Raw genomic sequence first — 19276 nt, forward strand, 5'->3', positions numbered from 1 at the left:
TGATGTTCTCCAGATTGCCCGCATACGTCAACGCATCCAGGACCGTCACATGCACGTCCGGATGATTGTTATACACGTAATGAACGAAATTCGAACCGATGAAACCACAACCACCAGTCACAATAATGTTATGAGGAGTAAATTCTTCAGACATAGTTCCTTATCCTACTGCGGCGCACATCCAAAGGTCCAATAGATTCAAACACTGTATATACGTTCTTCACGCATACGTTATACACACTTAGTCGGCGTACCCCCCTCCTTCAATTCCTCAAGTAATCGAGCTTTGCCGTCCACCAATAGCCGATAAGGGCGGTTATGTCAGATTTCCTGTGTTCCTGTTTGGTGTTTTTTGTGGGGGTCTGGCGTGAGTTCGGGGCCTGTGCAGCATGTGTTCATTGTGGGGTCGAAGGGGATTCCGGGCTCGTACGGCGGCTATGAGACGTTCGTGGACCGTCTGACGGAGCGTCACCAGGACGATGCGTCGTTGAAGTACCACGTGGCGTGCAAGGCCAGGGATTCGAAGCGTTTCGTCTATCATAACGCGGACTGCTTCGACGTGAATGTGCCGAGCATCGGTCCGGCGCAGGCGATTTGGTATGACGTGGCCGCGCTCAACGATTGTGTCTCCTATATAAGGAGGAACCGGATCCCGCATCCGATCGTGTATGTGCTGGCGTGCAGGATCGGGCCGTTCGCAGCTCATTTCGAACGCGTAATCCACAAGTTGGGCGGCAAACTATACGTGAACCCGGATGGCCATGAGTGGATGCGCGCGAAGTGGAGCCGTCCGGTGCGCGCGTACTGGAAGTGGTCCGAGCGGCTGATGACCAGGCACAGCGATCTGATGGTGTGCGATTCGGTGAACATGGAGCGGTACATCCGCGGGGAGTATGCGGCGTATTCGCCGAATACCACGTTCATCTCGTATGGGGCTGACGCGCGTCCGAGCGCGTTGCCTGACGGCGATCCGAAGCTGCTCGACTGGTATCGGGGGCACGGGCTTTCCCCGAAGTCGTATTACCTGGTGGTCGGCCGGTTCGTGCCGGAGAACAACTACGAGACGATGATCCGCGAGTTCATGGCGAGCGGGTCGGAGCGTGATTTCGCGCTGGTCACGAACGTGTCCGACAAGTTCCTCGAGGAGCTGAAGCAGCGCACCGGCTTCGATAGGGATCCGCGCGTCAAGTTCGTGGGCACGGTCTACGACCGCGAGCTGTTGATGAAGATCCGGGAGAACGCGTACGCGTATTTCCATGGCCATGAGGTGGGTGGCACGAACCCGAGCCTGTTGGAGGCGTTGGCGTCCACCGATTTGAACCTGCTGTTGGACGTGGGCTTCAACCGGGAGGTCGCCGAGGACGGCGCCTTGTATTGGAGCAAACGGCCGGGCGACCTGGCCGCGCTCATTAATCGGGCGGACGCCATGGATCCGGACGAGATCCGAGCGTTGGGCGTGAAGGCCAGGCAGCGCATCCACGACGCGTACTCCTGGGAACACATCGCCAACCAATACAAGAAACTCTTCACACATAAGAGCTGATTCGTACTCATCAAGTCATTCATCAATTGGTTTTGTTTTAGGGGGTTTGTATGCGTGGTTTTGCTGATTTGCGTGTTGCTGTTGCGGGTACGGGTTATGTGGGGTTGAGTCTGGCGACCCTGTTGTCGCAGCATCATCATGTGACGGCGGTGGATGTGGTGCCGCAGAAGGTGGATCTGATCAACCGGAGGGAGTCGCCGATCCAGGACGAGTACATCGAGCGGTACTTCGCCGAGAAGGATCTGGATCTGACGGCGACCCTGGACGGGGAGCGGGCGTACGCGGACGCGGACCTGGTGATCATCGCGACGCCGACGAATTACGACAGCGAGCGGAACTTCTTCGACACGAGCGCGGTGGAGGCGGTCATCGACCTGGTGATGCGGGTGAACCCGGACGCGGTCATGGTGATCAAGTCCACGATCCCGGTGGGCTACACGAAGGCGATCCGAGAGAGGACGGGTTCCAGGAACATCATCTTCAGCCCGGAGTTCCTGCGTGAGTCGAAGGCGTTGTACGACAACCTGTATCCGAGCCGCATCGTGGTGGGCACCGATCCGGAGGACCCGCGTCTGGTGGAGGCGGCGCACACGTTCGCGGCGCTCCTGCAGGAGGGTGCTTTGGAGAAGGACATCAGGACCCTGTTCATGGGGTTCACGGAGGCCGAGGCCGTGAAATTGTTCGCGAACACGTATCTGGCGTTGCGCGTCTCCTATTTCAACGAGCTGGACACGTATGCGGAGTCGAAGGGCCTTGACACGAGGGAGATCATCGACGGCGTGTGCCTGGACCCGCGCATCGGCTCGCATTACAACAACCCGTCGTTCGGGTATGGCGGCTACTGCCTGCCGAAGGACACGAAGCAGCTGCTGGCGAACTACGCGGACGTGCCGGAGGACCTGATCCGGGCGATCGTGGAGTCGAACGCGACGCGCAAGGACTTCATCGCGGACCAGGTGCTGAAGCGGACGGGCGCCTACGGGTATACGGGCAACAACGAGTACGAGGCCGCCTCGGAGAGGCCGGTGACGGTGGGCGTGTACCGGCTGACCATGAAGTCGAATTCGGATAATTTCCGCCAGTCGGCGATCCAGGGCGTGATGAAGCGCGTCAAGGCGAAGGGCGCGACCGTGATCGTGTACGAGCCGACCCTGGAGGACGGCAGCACGTTCTTCGGCTCCCTGGTGGTCAACGACCTTCAGGAGTTCAAGAGGCGCAGCGACGCGATCCTCGCGAACCGCTACAACGCGTGCCTCGACGACGTGAAAGACAAGGTCTACACCCGCGACCTCTACAAACGAGACTAAACGCATTGGGATAGGGACGAGGACAATGAGAATTCTTGCTATCCACAATTTTCATCGTTCTGGATCTGCAAGTGGTGATGACCAGGTATTCAAGAGCGAGACTCAATTGCTTGAGGAACATGGTCATGAAGTCATTCGTTATACGGTGTCGAACGATGAATTCGACAACGCTGGTTTTATTGGGAAGCTGACCGCGACTTTCGGCATGCTATGGTCCGTTAAGAACTATAAAGCAGTAGCATCGCTTATTCGCTCGAAGCATCCGGACATAGTTCATGTTCATACATTTTTCCCGTTGCTCTCCCCCTCCATTCTGTATGCAGCAAAACGAGCAGGTGTCCCGGTAGTTGCAACGTTACATGACACTCGTTTTGTTTGCCCGGTGGCGACATCATTACGCAATGGTCATATATGCAATCAATGCGGCGATGGTCATTACTTGCGCATGGCCAAGTATGGCTGCTTTAAAGGGTCACGACTGCAGAGTCTGTTGATAGCCGGGATTTTTAAATATCATCGTGTGCGTAAAAGTTTTTATACTCAGATTGATCGGTATATCTGTCTTAATGACAATCAGATCAAACTATTAGAAGGCATTGGATTCGAACAGTCGAAAATTTCTAAGAAATATAATTTCGTACCTGATGCACAAGCGAATCTATCACCTGTAAAACCTGCCGGTTTACCGGATCGATACGTAGTGTTCTATGGACGTATTGGCGCTGAAAAGGGCATACGCGTATTGCAACGTATCTGGAACGAGATTGATGATATTCCTTTGGTCGTAATGGGTGGCGGTCCATTAGAGGGTGAGTTCCGGACTTGGGCTGAGAAAAAACCGAATGTGTATTTTCTAGGCTATACCGCCCATGAAAAGTGCATGTCCATTGCTAAGGCTGGCGAATTCGTCGTATTTCCCTCAATTTGGTATGAGGGTTGTTCCATGGTCGAGATTGAATCGGAGAGCCTTGGCCTACCTTTGATAGCAACTGATTTAGGTTTTTCAGCTGAAGCCGTTGAAAATGGAAGAAACGGATTAAAAGTTCAATTAGGTGATATCGCAGGATGGCGGAAGGCTATTCGCGAGTTATGGGACAATCCTGAGCTCTGTATTTCTATGGGCAAAAACGCGCGCCTCGATTATGCAAGAAAATACAGACCTGAAGACAACTACAGACAGCTTGTCAGTATCTATCAACAATCGATGGGAAATAAGTAATTATGGAATTTAATTCTGAAATTACAAAATCCGATAAAATTATTATTTTATTGCGGACAGGTTTTAAATTTATTCGCGGCATTTGGAAACGTCTCTTCTTAAGTGAAGCACATGGATTGTTGCTGATTGGCCGTCATGTAACCATATCTCATGCGCGGCATATCCGATGCGGACGTAACGTGAAATTTGAAGATTATTCGGAAATCCATGGACTGTGTAAAGAAGGATTAATCTTCGGCGACAACGTGACGATAGGACGAGGAGTGATGATTCGTCCATCAAGTTATTATGGCGGTGATTTAGGTCATGGCTTGGTAATAGGAAACAATTCATCTATTGGACCTCATGGATACATAGGATGTTCCGGACCAATCAACATCGGGAATAATGTCATGATTGGTCCTAAATGTAGTCTATTTGCTGAAAACCATGTTTTTAATGATTCATCAAAAAGTATAAAAAGCCAAGGGGTAAAACAAAAGGGAATCACCATAGGTGATGATTGTTGGATTGGCAGCAATGTCATCATTTTAGACGGTGTAACTATCGGCAGCCATGTGGTCATAGGGGCAGGAACGCTTGTCACCAAAGACATTCCAAATAATAGTCTAGTTCTTGATAAAAGAAACAAAACAATAAGCGACATGGAGACAAAATGAACAACAAGGCTCGTGTTATAGCTTTTTATTTACCACAATTTCACCCAATCCCGATAAATGATAAATATTGGGGAAAAGGTTTTACTGAATGGACAAATGTCGCTAAAGCAAAACCGTTATACAGAGGGCATTATCAACCACAAATTCCTGCCGATTTAGGTTTTTATGATTTGCGTGTTCCAGAGGTAAGAGTTGAGCAAGCAAAGATGGCACAGGAAGCAGGAATAGAAGGCTTTTGTTACTGGTATTATCGGTTTGACGACAATACCAGAGTACTGGACATGCCTATAAAAGAATTGATGAGAACGCATAGTCCGGATTTTCCTTTTTGCATTGGATGGGCGAATCATGACTGGTCAAATAAAACCTGGGAAAAGGGGAAAAGGTTCCAGACAGATATTACTTTCCTAAAACAAAAATATTTGGGAAAGGAAGATTACGCGAAATTCTTTTATGAACTTCTACCGATGTTCAAAGATGATAGATATATTAAGGTTGACAATAAGCTCTTATTCTATATATTTGCCCCAGATGATATTCCTGATATTGATATATTGTTTAAAACCTGGAGATCTCTTGCAAAAGCAGAAGGATTAAATGATATATTTTTTGTCGCAAGAGCGGATTCATGTGGAAAAGCATCAATAATAATGTCCAAAGATTTTTTAAATCAAGGACTTGAAAGATATCAACATTATATTAATATTGGGTTTAATGCCGTTAATTCTTTTTCTTTCAGAAGAGCCGAAATATTAGCAACTGGATATTGGAAAAAAGTATGGCGTCAAATTCAGATTAAACTAATAGGCTCTTCATTAAATAAGCATGACTATCGCAAGGTAATGGAAAATTACTACACATCAGAAGATAAATTAGATTATGTTTTTCCGACCTTAATGCCTAGAAGGGACAGGACTCCTCGTTCTGGAAGAAATTCTTTAATTTATGCCAATAGTAATCCAGAGGTATTTAAATCAGTTGTCAAGAATGCTCTTGAAGTTGTAAAAAATAAACCAATTCAACATAAAGTAATATTCTTGGACTCATGGAACGAATGGGGCGAAGGATCATATATGGAGCCTGATTTGAAATTCGAGCATGGGTATTTGAATGCCCTTAAAGAGGAAATAGAAAATGCCTAAAAAAGCTAATGTATTATTTTTTCTTCATACATCGAGTTTAAACAATGGCGCAATTAGGTCTTTGATAGATGTTATAGATAGCCTCCAATACTCTATTAAACCAATAGTGTTATATCCCGATAGAGGAGAAAGCGCTATCGAGTATCTACAAAATAAAGGTATTAATTGCTATCATGTCACCTATTCAACTTTTGCTTTTCACGAACGAGAAAAAAGAAGCACTCAATTTATCGAAATTGTAAAGATTATTATTAAAACTATATTATTCTTTTTTTACATACCAAAAGTTGTATATATAATTAAAAAAGAAAAAATTAATATTTTATATTCTAATACTTCTGTAATAGATGCAGGAGTATTTATTCACAATATTACTAAAATACCACATATTTATCATATTCGCGAATTCGGCAAAGAGGATCACGGCTTAAAATGTATTTACGGAGATAAATATATATACCACTGTTTAAACTCTTCTAACGCATTGATATATATCTCAGATAGCATCAAGACTAAATATTCCAAGCTTGTTCGCCCTGAAATTATCCAGAAAGTTATATATAACGACATTTCCGATTCCTTTATATGCCCCAAAGAAGTCTTTAACGTAGACCAGCCCCTACGTGTTGCTATTATCGGGTCTATACAGAAGGGAAAAGGGCAGCTAGAAGCCATCAAAGCTTTTTCTATTCTTAAGAAAAGAAATATTGAGTTACATATTGCCGGATTAAAGAAAGGGAAATATTTCGAAGATATCCAAAAATATGTATCAGATAATAATATTCCAAATATTTATTTCGATGGTTTTATTACAGATTTAAATACCTATAGGTCGCAAATGGATATAGGTCTTGTATGCTCAAGCAATGAGGCTTTTGGCCGCGTTACCGTTGAGGGAATGCTTAGCATGATGCTTATGATCGGAGCCGATGCAGCTGGAACAAGTGAGCTAATCGATGATGGGCGTAATGGTTTTCTATATCCGTTAGGCGATAGTGTTGCCCTCTCTCAAATTATCTCTTTTATAGATAGCAACAGATTACTACTTCAATCTATTGCGCAAACAGCTTTTACCGAAGCCAGAGAAAATTTTTGTTCACATAAAGCTGCAAAAATTATATATCAATTAATGAATGAAATTCTTTAAGAGCAAATATGCCAATTCTTTGTATTCTTATAAATATAGTTATTCTATCAATTTTTTTCCACAAAAAGAATATTGTTAACCCTTTAGTTATTTTTGTTGGATTGTGGACTATCATAATATTTTTATCTTACTGTAAATACTATAATCTAATAGCCGCATCCGATAAATCATATATCGCCATTGAAACAGGTGTTATCGGCTTTGTTTTTGGATATTTTATTTACCAAAAAATATTCATACCTAAAGCATATTCAATTCCAACCAGTATCAATTATATTATTGTCTATTTTTTCTTTATAGTATCTATTTACTCTTTGGTTAAAGACTGCACAAATACGTTTTCTTTAATTTCGAGTGGCGGCGATTTAAGCGAAATACGTTCAATGGCTCAGGACACGTCTAGCATCTTGTATTCGTCTAGATCTAATCTTGATAATGCCATTAAATTATATTTTGTTAATCCTTTTATAATTTTTTTCCCTATAATTTTTTCTTATGAATATTGGAATAATGGTGTACGCAAGAAAGTTTTTCTTATATTTCTCATCTTGCTGTCCTCATTAAAAGTTTTATCGGATGGGTCTCGAAGTATTATTTTATATTCTATTTTCCATTTTATTTTTATCGGGTTTCTTCTTAACAAGCAGAAGATTCAAGATAAAATTAGAGAAATTAAAAATACTGTCAATAGCAAACTGTTAATTGTTGTCGCTGTTTTTTTATTGATTATTGCTTCGATTTCTCGTTTAGGTGATCAATCTTTCATTCAAAATATTTATTATTACTTTGCAATGGAACCACGTATGCTTGATTATTGGATGACGGTTGTCGATAACAATAATTCCCCAGGTTTCGGACTTGCCTCCATTAATGGAATTATTTTTCCTCTTATATATTTAATTAAAAATATTTTTTCTATCAACTATCCATCATACTGGTATCAAAATGTTTTTCTTAATATTAATGATACCGATAAAATATGGATTGATATTACAAACGATCATACTACAGCAAATGCGTATGTGACTGTTTTCTGGTTTCCATACCTAGATGGATTTTATTTTGGAATTATATTTATCCTAATGATTTTAGGAATCTGCAGTGCTTCACTGCATAAAAAAGTAAATATTTACAATAATACTGTGTGCGCTAAAGAAACAGTCCTATATTCCTTATTTATGCAAGGTATTATTATGTCGTTTGTTCGACTTCAATTCGCGGATACGTCTTACGCACTTGCTTTCGTTTATATTATTTTTTTGGTTTTCTATAAGAATAAGAATAAATCTATTAATATTCTATGAAGTATACACGTGTTCGTTCTTTGAAGTTTAATGCGGTGATGAACATGATTCTCATGTCGTCGTCGTTCATCTTCCCCTTGATCACGGTGCCCTACGTGTCCCGCGTCCTCGACCCATCGGGCATGGGCGCGGTGGCCTTCGCGCAGAGCATCATCTCCTACTTCTCCCTGGCCGCGCTGCTGGGCATCTCCACATACGGGGTACGCGCCTGCGCCCAGGTAAGAGACGACCCGAAGGAACTCTCCCGCACCGTCGAGGAACTCCTCATCATCCTCGCCGCCTCCACCACCCTGACCTTCGCCGCATACCTGCTCGCACTGCAATTCGTGCCACGCCTGGCCGGCGACAAACCCCTCTTCCTCATCTTCGGGACCGCCCTGTGGCTCGCGTCCTTCGGCGTGGAATGGTTCTACCAGGCCATCGAACAATACGGGTACATCACCATCCGCAGCATCGCGGTCAAACTCATCGGCCTCATCCTCATGTTCGCGTTCGTCCACCAGGCATCCGACTACCACGTCTACGGCATGATCGTCGTGTTCACCGGCTACGGGGCCAACATCCTCAACATGCTCCGCCTGCGCGCGTTCATTACGCTCATGCCGTTCAAAGAACTGAACATCAGGCGCCATTTCAAACCCATGGCCTCGTTCCTCGTCTCCAGCGTCTCCTCCGGCATGTACGCGCAGGCCGACATGGTCCTCCTCGGCTTCCTCGCCACCAACCACGTCGTCGGCATCTACCAGCTCGTCGCCAAGATCAAGACCATGCTCGTCATGGCCATCAACTCCGTGGTCAACGTCATGCTCCCCAGGCTCTCCTACTACGCCAGGAACTCCCAGGAGAAATACCACGACCTGCTCGTCAAGAACATCGACTTCGTGCTCCTGTTCGCCTCCGCCGGCATCGCCTGCGCCGCGCTCTGCCCGGACGCGATCATCGGCATCCTCGGCGGCAGCCAATACAGGAGCGCCGTCCTGCCCCTCCTGTGCATCCTGCCCGCGCTCCTGTTCGTATCCCTGAACACCGTCCTGTCCCAATACCTCATCTCGTCCGGGCACGAGAGGCAATACGCCATCGTCAACTTCGCCGGACTCGTCTCCTCCATCATCTACTGCCTCATCCTCATCCCACCCCTCGGAGCCACGGGAGCCGCCATCAGCTGCAGCCTGTGCGAACTCACCGCGCTGCTGATCCGCTGCTGGTACGCACGCGACTTCATCACAACCATCCGCAAAGACATACGAATCCTGCCCGCACCCACCTCAGCCATCACCGCCACGGCCGTCATCCTCCTGATCCGCCAGGCATGGTGGCCGGCACAACCCCTCCTGCAGATCATCACTACAGGAACCGGCTTCACCATCCTCTACATCACACTGCTCCTGCTCCTCAAAGAAAAAACGATCACCACGATGATCCACCGCATTCAAACACGGTAATCACCCCCCTGCACGACACCCCACGAAACGGAAAACCCCATGCCCAGACATTCAAACCCGACGAACGGGAAAACGGCCACGACACGTATGCACAAGACACGAAACTCAAGCATCGAGCTCCTCCGCATCATCGCGGCATATCTGATCGTGCTACGTCACTTCGTGGGAGCGAACGCGTTCGACGTATGGGCACAACCATTGTCATTCAACAAAATCATCCTCGAAGGCATACTCTACCCCAGCGGCAAGGTCGGGGTCGTACTGTTCTTCCTGATATCCGCATGGTTCCTCTGCGAATCCACCACGGACCTCAAGGCCGCACTCAGACGAGCATGGATCCTCGAACGAGAGATCCTGTTCTACAGCCTCGCCCTCACGACAGTCATCCTCATCACCGACAGGAGCCTGCTGACCCCCAAAACCCTCATCAGCGCCGTGCTACCCACATCAACCGACCTCTGGTGGTATACGACCAGTTATATGGTCTTCCTCATCCTCTGCCCATTCCTGACCATCGGCCTCAAATCACTCGGACAGCAGACCCACCGCAACTGCTGCCTGGCCTGCATCCTCCTATGGAGCATCGGCGGCGGACTCACCAGCTTCGTCTCGTTCGACATGACCAAGGAAAACGTACTCATCTTCATCTACCTATACACCCTCGTCTCATACTGGCGCTGGTACCGGCCCGAGTTGATCGCTCGCCGCACGGCCACCGTCCTCGTGGCCCTCGGATACGCGACATCCATCGCATCGGTCCTCGTATTGACCCCCATCACCCTCGCCCTCGACCGCGGCACGCACCAGCAGACCATGCTCGGACAGAACGAATGGATGCTACCCGTCATGCTCATAGGATTCGGATCGTTCGCGATCGCCAAACAACACCATTTCACCAGCAAAATCATCAACAGCATCGCCAAATCCACCCTGGCCATATACCTCATCACCGTCTACCCACCCATCTCCACGCTTCTCTGGAAACAGACATTCAACATGAAAGACATCTACCACGATCCATGGCTCACGGCATACGCACTCGGCATAGCAGCCCTGACAACCGCCACCTGCATCGCCATCGACTACATAAGAAGAGGAATATTCACCATCAGCATCGACCGCAACCCCGGAAAATGGTTCAACCAACTATGGAAACCACCCATGAAAGAGCACAATCACGGCAACCAGTAAAAACTTGAAACGATAATAACCCATCACTCAAAATGTTCAACGTTACCTCAATTTTGCTCTGAATCTGAGTAAATCATGAGGGCATACTTTCATCTCAAGTCCAGATTATCGTGCTTAAACTTTCGAACGCTACATAATAATCACCGCAACCGGTGCGAGATCTCCTGAGTTGCTCGCGTTAAATCACGGTATAAGCCAAACCTCGTATTATGGATCACTTCATATTGCGAGCGCGGACGAATCGTATCTGCATACTCCAGCTGTGCGCTGATCTGTGAAAGGTCGCCGAACCGTCCTACTCCTACGGCAGCGCGCATTGCGTTGCCTAAAGAAGCGCCAATGGTCTGTTTGGGTACGTGCTGTTCCAATCCGGTCACATCCGACACGGTCTGCAGCAGCACATGGTTTCTAGTGCCACCACCCACTGCATACAGCGTGGCGTCATCACCAATTTCCATAGACTCCAGTGCATTGCGTACACCGTATGCCAATCCCTCCAAACCAGCACGCAGTATGTCTGCGCGGGAAGTAGTGGAACGGCACCCGAGGAATCCTGCAGTGAGCTCTGGATCAAACAGCGGAGTGCGTTCGCCGGCCAAATACGGCAATGCCAGCACACCATTGGCACCAGGCACACTGGATTCCGCCAGCTCCGCCAGTTTTTCGAACGATTCAATACGCAACATATCCATCAGCCAGGTAACATATGTGCCCAATGTGTTGGTGCCACCAGCCAATGAGAATTGACCCGGCTCCAAGAATTCAGAACGCCATTGATGTTCGGCGGCACGGTCTGGTTTCTCTGATCTGCCACTGGATGCATCAGATGACAATGCAATGAAGAATCCAGTGGACCCATACATCACCATCACGTCACCCGGATGCGTCACTCCGGCGCTGGTGGCCTCGGCTGCTGCATCGATAGTCGGCGCTACTACGGGCATTCCTTCCGACAATCCCGTATCTGCAGCGGCATCATGCGTGAGATAACCGACTACCGTCGTGCTAGGCACTACATCTACCCCTGCTAGTCGAGATACGACATCAGACCCTAGCTCGTTTAACAACGTAGTGTCCCACGCTTCGGCTGACCCTAACCACCTTGCCGGCGCATAGCAGCCCGCCTCATAGCGGTCCACCACCATCTTCCCACATAAGCGGAAGGTGATATACCCGCCGCATCCTGCGATCCAACGGGTTTGTTCCCACACTTCAGGCTCATTTTCGCACAGCCATAGTATCTTCGGCAGCACCGATTGAGAATCGAAAGCTGCCGGTATACCTTGTCGGGCACACCAATCGGTCAGTTCATTAATCTGTTTTCCGGCACGAGAATCGATGCCATAAAGAATCGCAGAACGTAATGCGCGACCATCAGACCCAACCGGAACTACGCACGGTCCTATGCCGCTGACCGCCATCGCTGCAACACGGTCGCCGATGTCGCCTACCGTGCATAATTCTCGGCACAACCTCACGCATTCTCCGTACCAAATCTCTTCCGCATCATGTTCATACCATCCAGGACGTGGGTTGGCCGTAACGTGAGATATTTGCGCTGATCGCACTACCTTCCCGCAACGATCCATCAGCACCCCTTTAGAGGAGGAAGTGCCGATATCGATGCCGAGATATAGTTCGCCGTTCATAGCAGTACCTTTCCGCCTTCGACCACGGTTTTACCGTCCACCACCAAGCGCCCTTCCTTCCGGATGTCTTTGATGATGTCCCAGTGAATAGCGGACTCGTTGGTACCACCGCATTCCGGGTATGCGCGTCCCAATGCAATATGCACAGTGCCTAGAATCTTCTCGTCGAGCAGAATGTCGTTGCAGAACATGTCAATGGCAGGATTCACGCCGATACCGAATTCGCCAATGCTCTTTGCACCGGAATCCGTATCCAACACCATGTGCAGGAAATCCTGATTAGTGGACGACGTCGCTTCAATGAGTGTGCCGTGATCCCATGTCAAGGTCAGATCATGGAATAGTCGGCCACCGAATACTCCCGGATTTTCGAACCAAATAGTGCCGTTCACAGTGTCGGTGACTGGGGCCGTGGCGATTTCACCGTCCGGCATATTACGGCCGTCGGCCCAAGCCAGCCATCGGCGATCTTGGACAGAGAATGTCAGATTCGTGTATCTCCCCTCTATACGGACTTCATGGCTGCCGTCAAGCTGCTCAGCCCAACTGTCCCACTGCTTCTTCGAGGCAGGCCAGTCAATGAGACAGGCGTCAAAGAACATGTCGGCAACCTGTTCGAGGCTTACGCCTGCCTCATCAGCCAAATCCTGATTCGGCACGCGAATCAGAGACCATTTGGTTTCTTTCCACCGTTTGGTGGAGATAATGCCATGCGCTTTTTGCGCCAGAGACATGCGATCAGATGGCACATTGTTGTGAATGGACAACGGGAACGCGCCGCGCAATGCAATATATGCATCCGCCCATTCCATACCGTATTCCTCGATGCGAGGCACCCATCCAATCTGCTGGGCGTCACCGTCTTCCAACAGAACCTGCTGCAGATGCTCCGAAAGAAACTGCACTTGAGGATAGCCGCCAGCTCGCACACATGCTCGATAAACTGCCTCCAATAACGGATAGCTTGCAGTCTCGCTCATGGCAATCATCACCTTCTCGCCTGGCTGAAGATCGACCGCATTGTGAACTATAAGTTCCCCGACCTGCGCCCATCGCGGGTCATTATTCCAATTAAAATTAGTCATCTTATTCTGGCCTGCGTTTCGTTACAGCGTGGTTCAATCGCTGGCCGATTCGGCCGACGGCAGGCGCTCTCCTTTATTGTTGCTGCACCACAAACTTCATACGTGCTCAACGAGTACGTTTAACGACGAGAATTCCCGAACCGTCGTGGTTACGGGAATTCCGTACGGGATTGTCGGTTTAATGTTGGCAATCCAATCAAACTCACACCAGCAGGCGCAAGATGAACAGGGATCAACTGAATTTACGATTGCAATCTGGCAGATTCAGCCAAGTTCTGCGCGCAGCTCCTGGACTTGTCCCATCAGCTTGGCAACGCGGCTTTCATCCACTTCATTCCAGATGTAGCCATCACGCTTGAAGTAGGTGGCGCAGATTGCACCATCAGCAGCGGTCAGCTGTACTTTGGCGGTTTCCGCTTTCACACCGGTATTGGCGAATACTGGCGTATCCGGAACCACGCCTTTGACGCGGGTGATGATATCCGTATCGGCAGGAGCGCCGGCGGTCAAACCGGAAACGCACAATCCGTCCGGCTGAGCATTGAACACCGTGGATTTGGCGATGGATTCAATGCTGCGATCAGCAAGATATTGGGCGGATTCCGGAACAATGTTGTAAAGGAGCTTCACGTTCTTGCCATCCACGTGGCGCTGGTGACGCGCCACTTCACCGCTGTTGGTGTTCCACAGGCCGAAGTCGCTGGCATATACGCCGGAGAAAATCTCTCGGACGAACTTGGCGCCGGTGGCCACGGCCAGGTCGATGGATGCCGTCGGATCCCACAACACATTTACGCCGAACGGCACCGTGACTTCGCTTTTCAGTTCGCCGATGATGTTGGCCATGGTGATGGCTGTGATCGGCTCGGTCTTCAACAGGTAGGGCAGGCTCGCCTCGTTCGAGAACATGACGCCGTCCACACCACCGTTCTGCAAGGCCTTGAGATCCTTGCGCGCCGCTTCGATGATGGCCTCTACTCCAGCTGCCGAGTCATAGTTCGGATCACCGGGCAGCGGCTTTAAATGACACATTGCGATTACAGGCTTCTTTACCTTGAAAACTTCATCAAGCCAATTCATGATTCCTCCGATATCGATTGTGATTTGTTGTTGCCCCGAGGCCGTACGGTCTCGGAAATTTCGAAAGTGTCTCCGGCGACGAGCACGTTGGTGCAGTTCGCTTTGAACACGTCGGCGAATTCGTCTGAAAGGGGCTGGTCGGTGACCACAGTGGTGATCTTCTCCAATCCGACGATTCGGGCGAATGCCACTTGATGGAACTTGCGGGAGTCGGCTACCAGAATGATTTCCTTCGCCGAGTTGATCATGGCCCGCTTCACTCGGGCATCGTCCCAGTTGTATTCGGATAAACCGAACTTCACGTCAACCGCTCCGGTACCCAAAACGAGGCGATCCACACGCAACATGGAGAAAGCTTGTTCGGCAAGGTCACCGATTAATGAAAGCTCACCACGGCGAATGATGCCGCCTGTAAGAATCAGTCGGATATCCGGCTCATCCTCCAACTCTCTGGCCACTCGGATGCTTGGCGTCACGATGGTGAGATTGTGACGCCCATGAAGGGCTTTGGCTACTTCCAGACTGGTGGATCCGATGTCGATGGCAACGCTGTCTCCCTCAGCGATCTGGCTGGCAGCGAGTGCTCCGATGCGACGCTTCTCCTCGGAAGCCTCTCCGGAGCGTATGGCATATGGTGGTTCGTAGCCTCGGCCGCGGCCTAGGACTGCGCCGCCATGAACCCTGCGGACCAGCGAATTGCGCTCCAGTTCGAGCAGATCCCTGCGTACCGTCATTACCGATACGTCGAGTTTTCTGGCCATATCCGCCACGGTCATGGATCCCTTTGATTCCAAAGTCTCCAGAATAATTGATTTACGTTCCGCTCCTTTCATGATCAGCCGGCTTTCGCATGAGATGTGGGAGTCGCAGGAGCCGTCGGTTTCTTTGCTGCGATTCCGGCGGTATTAGTAGAGGTGCCACGGTGCGGTTTGAAACCGAAACCATGGTCCTGCATATAGCCGAGCCAGACTATGAGCAGCAGGAACAGGCCCCATGCGAAGCTTTTGAAGAAATTACTGTTGCCATGTCCGACCAGCAGCATGTTGAATCCGGTGGAGAGCATCTGCAACGTGATTAGCGAAACCACTACACCAGTGACTCTGCCTGATCCGCCGGTTACGGATACACCGCCCAGCACTGCGACCAGAATGGCAAGCAATACATAACTGGAACCGTAAGTGGGACTGGCGGATAGGGTCCTCATCAGAATCACTACGCCGGCCAGTGAGGAAAGCAGGCCGCAGAACGTATAGACCTTGATCATCAGGGTCGCGTTATTGACTCCGGAAAACAATGAGGCTTTGGCGTTCGAGCCGTACAGGTATGTCTTCACCCCAGTCGAGGTGTGAGCTAGGAACAGCCATACCAGAATCACGGCCAATATGAACACCAGTGTGGGCACGGGAATGGAGAAGATGGCGATGTTGCCCAGATCGGTCAATGAACGTGACGCTCCGGAGATGGACACTCCGTTGGTAGCCGCTGTGCCGACGCCGCCCCATAATGTCATCGTCGCCAAAGTGGCCAGAATCGGAGGGATCCGCAGCAGACCGACAAGCATGCCGTTAATCAATCCCAGCAAGGTGCCGGTTGCCAGCATTACCAGCACGCCAAACAGCGCAGCCGTCGGTGAGGAATCGACTCCTCCCATTGACGTCATAACCTGTATGCCTATGATACCGGACAGGTTGGCGACTGCTACCACAGACAGATCAATGCCTGCGGCAATCATGGATACGGTCATTGCCAGTGCCATGATGCCCAGATCGGAAATCTGCAACGCCATGGAATTGAAATTCGCGGCTGTACGGAAATCGGGAAGGGCGATGAACAGTACTGCCGCGACGATGACGAATACCGTGACCAGCAGATTCATTGAACGGTCATCGAACAAGGCATGGATGTCTGATTTGAAATCAGCAAGGCCGTTGCGATTACCGGGCTTCCGGGTACGTGGGGCTTGAGAGTCATTAGTCTTGCTCATATCAGCACCTCCGTTTTGTTTCTTGCATCGATTAGATGCCGTACTGCAGGAATCGCGATGCCGGCAGCCAGCACGATACCAATGACGACGTTCTGCCAAGTGGAGGGGATTCCGACCAGTACCAGGCTGTTCTGAATGATGGCGATAAGCAGCACACCCAGTAACGTGCCGGTCACGGATCCTTTGCCTCCGGTGATTAGAGCGCCACCCAACACCACTGCGGCGATGATTCCCATCTCCTGGCCTTGCAGGCCTACAGGATTAGCGTTGCGATAAATCGTGGCGTTGGCTGCGCCTGCAATGGCTGAAATGGCTCCAGCTAATGAATACAGGCAAAGATAACGCAGTCGGATGTTGATTCCGGACCGTTCCACTACCATTTCATTGCCGCCCAACGCATATATCGAACGCCCGAAGGAAGTGCGATGCAGCAGGAGTGAAACTCCTATCGCCATGATCACCAACACTAGGAACAGTGGCCCCAGTGAGGACGTGCCGCTGCCGGAATCGACGGTAATCAGCGCCTTCTGAGCAAGGTCCTTCGTTCCTTGGGGAAGCTCGAAGATCGATACGCCTCCCAGAAAGTACAGGCTTGCTCCATAAAATAGGCTTTGCGTGCCGAGCGTAACGATCATTGTCGGGATGCGGAACCATCCTACGAAGAAGCCGTTGATGGCACCCATAAGCATGCCCAGAGGAATCGCCGTAAGGAACAGGACAAGTCCGCTGCCATTGAAATGGGCCTGCAGCAGTATCGTGGCTCCGGCGAAGGCCGCTGCATCAGCCACTGCGGGGAAGGACACATCGACTCCGCCGGAAATCATGATGAGCAGACAGCTCAATGCCATCATGCCGCTTACCGTCATGATACGAAGGATGTCGAAGATGTTCGAAATGGTCATGAACGAGGGATTCGCCGCCGTTAGCAGTGTCACGACGATTGCGATGACCAGCAGGAGAATCGCCTCTTGGGTGCGGGCGGTTCGCTTGAATCGTTGTTGTATGGTTCTCATTGCTCCACCAGCAATTCGTTGAGGTTGCTTTCCGTGATATCTTTGCGCTCGCGAATGGCGGCGATGCTGCCGGAGCGCATTAGCATGATGCGATTGCTCACGTCGAGCAGTTCGGGAATATCGTCCGAAATTACGATGACAGCCATGCCATCCGCCGCGAACTCACGCAACTGGTCAAGAATCTCGGATTTGGACTTGATGTCCACACCTACGGTCGGACCATTGAGAATGAGTATTCGAGGTTTGCCGGAAAGCCACTTTGCCAGAACCACTCGCTGCTGATTGCCTCCAGAGAGTCCGCTGACAGGATTGGCGACGTTCGGAGTCTTGATATGCAGCCGATCGACCCAATCCTGGCCAGTTCGTACGATGGCGCCGCGGGTTACCAAGCCTATGGCATTGCGTATCTGCTTGATAGTGCGAATGGCCACGTTGGATGCGATGGAATGATCGAGGAACAGTCCTTCGGTCAAACGGTCGGCAGGTACATAGCCTATACCGTGCTTCATTGCATCACGCGGATTGCGGATGCTCACTCGTTCGCCATATATGGATATTGTCCCTTCCGTGATGGGCAGCAATCCAAACAACGCCAATGCCAGAGTGTCTCTTCCCGAGCCGAGCAGGCCTGTCACGCCGAGGATTTCTCCTTCATGTAGCTGGAATGACACATCACTGAAGCAGTGAGGTCGTGAGACATGACTCACTTCCAGCGCGATTGGCGCATCGGCGGAAATAGGCTCGGATACATGGTTCATGGCCACGTCCTTACCGGTCATGGCGTTGATAAGTTCGGCACGATTCATGCCTTCCGCAGGACGATCCGCGACTTTCGTACCGTTGCGCAGCACGATGGTATGGTCGGATATGCTGACCACCTCGTCGAGCTTGTGGCTCACGAACAGTGTGGACACGCCTTGCGAACGAAGATCCTCGATGATGGCAAGCAGTTGCTCTACTTCCTTGCGAGACAGAGCGGTAGTCGCCTCATCCATGACAATAAGACGTGCGTCTTTGGCCAATGCAGCAGCAATGGCCACCAGCTGTCGCTCCGCCAGGGTCAGTTCCCCTGCAGGAGCATCGACATCCACGTGGAAATTGATGCGTGACAATGCCCGTTGCGCAATCGTGCGCGCCCGCTGCACTGAATAAAGGAAGCCGCCACTCGCAACCAATTCACCGAACGCTATGTTCTCCGCCACCGAAAGATTGGGCAGCAAGGAGAAATCTTGGTAGATGAACTGGAAGCCTGAGCGTATGGCATCGGCCGGGGTAAACGACTCATATACGTGACCGTCCACCTCGATGGTGCCATGTTCGGGTCGGTACATGCCGGACAGCACTTTAATGAGTGTAGATTTGCCTGATCCGTTCTCGCCGGCCAAACAGCATACCTGGCCTTTGTTGATAGTCACGCTCACATCGTCAAGGGCCACGACTCCGGCGAATTCCTTGCGTATGTTACACAGACTGACCAATGGTTCCGCCATGACGACCTCCTTTGAGATTGG

General features: G+C 50.1%; 17 protein-coding genes. 9 read left to right on the forward strand and 8 right to left on the reverse strand.

Going from position 1 to position 19276, the window contains the following annotated elements; genetic code table 11:
* Window positions 1-154: NAD-dependent epimerase/dehydratase family protein (locus F7D08_RS05900; RefSeq protein ID WP_152209746.1), on the reverse strand; the 154-nt coding region annotated here is incomplete at its 3' end.
* 213 nt (window positions 155-367) lie between these two features.
* Here F7D08_RS05900 and cps2T point away from each other — a divergent pair.
* The 9 genes from cps2T (at window position 368) to F7D08_RS05945 (ending at window position 10954) form a co-directional block, all read left to right on the forward strand.
* Complete coding sequence (gene cps2T, locus F7D08_RS05905) at window positions 368-1543, forward strand: beta 1-4 rhamnosyltransferase Cps2T (RefSeq protein ID WP_226803399.1); 1176 nt, start codon at window positions 368-370, stop codon at window positions 1541-1543.
* Between the two features lie 68 nt (window positions 1544-1611).
* Window positions 1612-2850 (forward strand): nucleotide sugar dehydrogenase, encoded by a 1239-nt coding sequence (locus tag F7D08_RS05910; RefSeq protein ID WP_152209847.1) that lies wholly within the window; start codon window positions 1612-1614, stop codon window positions 2848-2850.
* 25 nt (window positions 2851-2875) lie between these two features.
* On the forward strand, window positions 2876-4069 hold the full coding sequence (locus F7D08_RS05915) for a glycosyltransferase family 4 protein (protein ID WP_152209747.1): 1194 nt from the start codon (window positions 2876-2878) through the stop codon (window positions 4067-4069).
* Between the two features lie 2 nt (window positions 4070-4071).
* On the forward strand, window positions 4072-4728 hold the full coding sequence (locus F7D08_RS05920; RefSeq protein ID WP_152209748.1) for an acyltransferase: 657 nt from the start codon (window positions 4072-4074) through the stop codon (window positions 4726-4728).
* Window positions 4725-5870: a glycosyltransferase WbsX family protein gene (locus F7D08_RS05925; protein ID WP_152209749.1), complete on the forward strand. Its 1146-nt coding sequence runs from the start codon at window positions 4725-4727 to the stop codon at window positions 5868-5870. Before F7D08_RS05920 ends, F7D08_RS05925 begins: the two co-directional genes overlap by 4 nt.
* The gene (locus tag F7D08_RS05930; RefSeq protein ID WP_152209750.1) at window positions 5863-7017 is read left to right on the forward strand and encodes a glycosyltransferase; all 1155 of its coding nucleotides are present in this window, start codon (window positions 5863-5865) and stop codon (window positions 7015-7017) included. The genes F7D08_RS05925 and F7D08_RS05930 overlap by 8 nt, the downstream gene beginning before the upstream one ends.
* 8 nt (window positions 7018-7025) lie before the next feature.
* Window positions 7026-8321 (forward strand): O-antigen polymerase, encoded by a 1296-nt coding sequence (locus F7D08_RS05935; RefSeq protein WP_152209751.1) that lies wholly within the window; start codon window positions 7026-7028, stop codon window positions 8319-8321.
* Window positions 8318-9763 carry a flippase gene (locus F7D08_RS05940; RefSeq protein WP_152209752.1) on the forward strand — a complete coding sequence of 482 codons (1446 nt, stop codon included), beginning with the start codon at window positions 8318-8320 and terminating at the stop codon, window positions 9761-9763. Before F7D08_RS05935 ends, F7D08_RS05940 begins: the two co-directional genes overlap by 4 nt.
* Before the next feature lie 87 nt (window positions 9764-9850).
* The gene (locus tag F7D08_RS05945) at window positions 9851-10954 is read left to right on the forward strand and encodes an acyltransferase family protein (protein ID WP_193316212.1); all 1104 of its coding nucleotides are present in this window, start codon (window positions 9851-9853) and stop codon (window positions 10952-10954) included.
* Between the two features lie 140 nt (window positions 10955-11094).
* On the opposite strand, the gene F7D08_RS05950 is transcribed toward F7D08_RS05945, so the two are convergent.
* From F7D08_RS05950 to F7D08_RS05980, 7 genes are all read right to left on the reverse strand, one after another.
* On the reverse strand, window positions 11095-12603 hold the full coding sequence (locus F7D08_RS05950; protein WP_152209754.1) for an FGGY-family carbohydrate kinase: 1509 nt from the start codon (window positions 12601-12603) through the stop codon (window positions 11095-11097).
* Window positions 12600-13688: an aminopeptidase gene (locus F7D08_RS05955; RefSeq protein ID WP_152209755.1), complete on the reverse strand. Its 1089-nt coding sequence runs from the start codon at window positions 13686-13688 to the stop codon at window positions 12600-12602. Before F7D08_RS05955 ends, F7D08_RS05950 begins: the two co-directional genes overlap by 4 nt.
* Before the next feature lie 264 nt (window positions 13689-13952).
* A complete protein-coding gene (locus F7D08_RS05960) occupies window positions 13953-14768 on the reverse strand; it encodes a BtpA/SgcQ family protein (RefSeq protein ID WP_152209756.1) in 816 nt (271 codons plus the stop codon).
* Window positions 14765-15601 carry a DeoR/GlpR family DNA-binding transcription regulator gene (locus F7D08_RS05965; RefSeq protein WP_152209757.1) on the reverse strand — a complete coding sequence of 279 codons (837 nt, stop codon included), beginning with the start codon at window positions 15599-15601 and terminating at the stop codon, window positions 14765-14767. The genes F7D08_RS05960 and F7D08_RS05965 overlap by 4 nt, the downstream gene beginning before the upstream one ends.
* A gap of 2 nt (window positions 15602-15603) precedes the next feature.
* A complete protein-coding gene (locus tag F7D08_RS05970) occupies window positions 15604-16752 on the reverse strand; it encodes an ABC transporter permease (protein ID WP_152209758.1) in 1149 nt (382 codons plus the stop codon).
* The gene (locus F7D08_RS05975) at window positions 16749-17765 is read right to left on the reverse strand and encodes an ABC transporter permease (protein WP_152209759.1); all 1017 of its coding nucleotides are present in this window, start codon (window positions 17763-17765) and stop codon (window positions 16749-16751) included. The genes F7D08_RS05970 and F7D08_RS05975 overlap by 4 nt, the downstream gene beginning before the upstream one ends.
* Window positions 17762-19255 carry a sugar ABC transporter ATP-binding protein gene (locus F7D08_RS05980; RefSeq protein ID WP_152209760.1) on the reverse strand — a complete coding sequence of 498 codons (1494 nt, stop codon included), beginning with the start codon at window positions 19253-19255 and terminating at the stop codon, window positions 17762-17764. The genes F7D08_RS05975 and F7D08_RS05980 overlap by 4 nt, the downstream gene beginning before the upstream one ends.
* Between the last annotated feature and the right edge of the window lie 21 nt (window positions 19256-19276).

This window comes from Bifidobacterium cebidarum (genome assembly GCF_009193305.1).
Classification (GTDB): domain Bacteria; phylum Actinomycetota; class Actinomycetes; order Actinomycetales; family Bifidobacteriaceae; genus Bifidobacterium; species Bifidobacterium cebidarum.

Excerpts from the sequence above, each read along its gene's own strand:
- F7D08_RS05940 (WP_152209752.1), top strand. The coding sequence starts at position 8,318 with ATGAAGTATACACGTGTTCGTTCTTTGAAGTTTAATGCGGTGATGAAC.
- F7D08_RS05950 (WP_152209754.1), bottom strand. The coding sequence starts at position 12,603 with ATGAACGGCGAACTATATCTCGGCATCGATATCGGCACTTCCTCCTCT.
- F7D08_RS05980 (WP_152209760.1), bottom strand. The coding sequence starts at position 19,255 with ATGGCGGAACCATTGGTCAGTCTGTGTAACATACGCAAGGAATTCGCC.
- F7D08_RS05965 (WP_152209757.1), bottom strand. The coding sequence starts at position 15,601 with ATGAAAGGAGCGGAACGTAAATCAATTATTCTGGAGACTTTGGAATCA.
- F7D08_RS05935 (WP_152209751.1), top strand. The coding sequence starts at position 7,026 with ATGCCAATTCTTTGTATTCTTATAAATATAGTTATTCTATCAATTTTT.
- F7D08_RS05915 (WP_152209747.1), top strand. The coding sequence starts at position 2,876 with ATGAGAATTCTTGCTATCCACAATTTTCATCGTTCTGGATCTGCAAGT.
- F7D08_RS05970 (WP_152209758.1), bottom strand. The coding sequence starts at position 16,752 with ATGAGCAAGACTAATGACTCTCAAGCCCCACGTACCCGGAAGCCCGGT.
- F7D08_RS05960 (WP_152209756.1), bottom strand. The coding sequence starts at position 14,768 with ATGAATTGGCTTGATGAAGTTTTCAAGGTAAAGAAGCCTGTAATCGCA.
- F7D08_RS05945 (WP_193316212.1), top strand. The coding sequence starts at position 9,851 with ATGCACAAGACACGAAACTCAAGCATCGAGCTCCTCCGCATCATCGCG.
- F7D08_RS05955 (WP_152209755.1), bottom strand. The coding sequence starts at position 13,688 with ATGACTAATTTTAATTGGAATAATGACCCGCGATGGGCGCAGGTCGGG.
- F7D08_RS05930 (WP_152209750.1), top strand. The coding sequence starts at position 5,863 with ATGCCTAAAAAAGCTAATGTATTATTTTTTCTTCATACATCGAGTTTA.
- F7D08_RS05920 (WP_152209748.1), top strand. The coding sequence starts at position 4,072 with ATGGAATTTAATTCTGAAATTACAAAATCCGATAAAATTATTATTTTA.
- F7D08_RS05975 (WP_152209759.1), bottom strand. The coding sequence starts at position 17,765 with ATGAGAACCATACAACAACGATTCAAGCGAACCGCCCGCACCCAAGAG.
- F7D08_RS05925 (WP_152209749.1), top strand. The coding sequence starts at position 4,725 with ATGAACAACAAGGCTCGTGTTATAGCTTTTTATTTACCACAATTTCAC.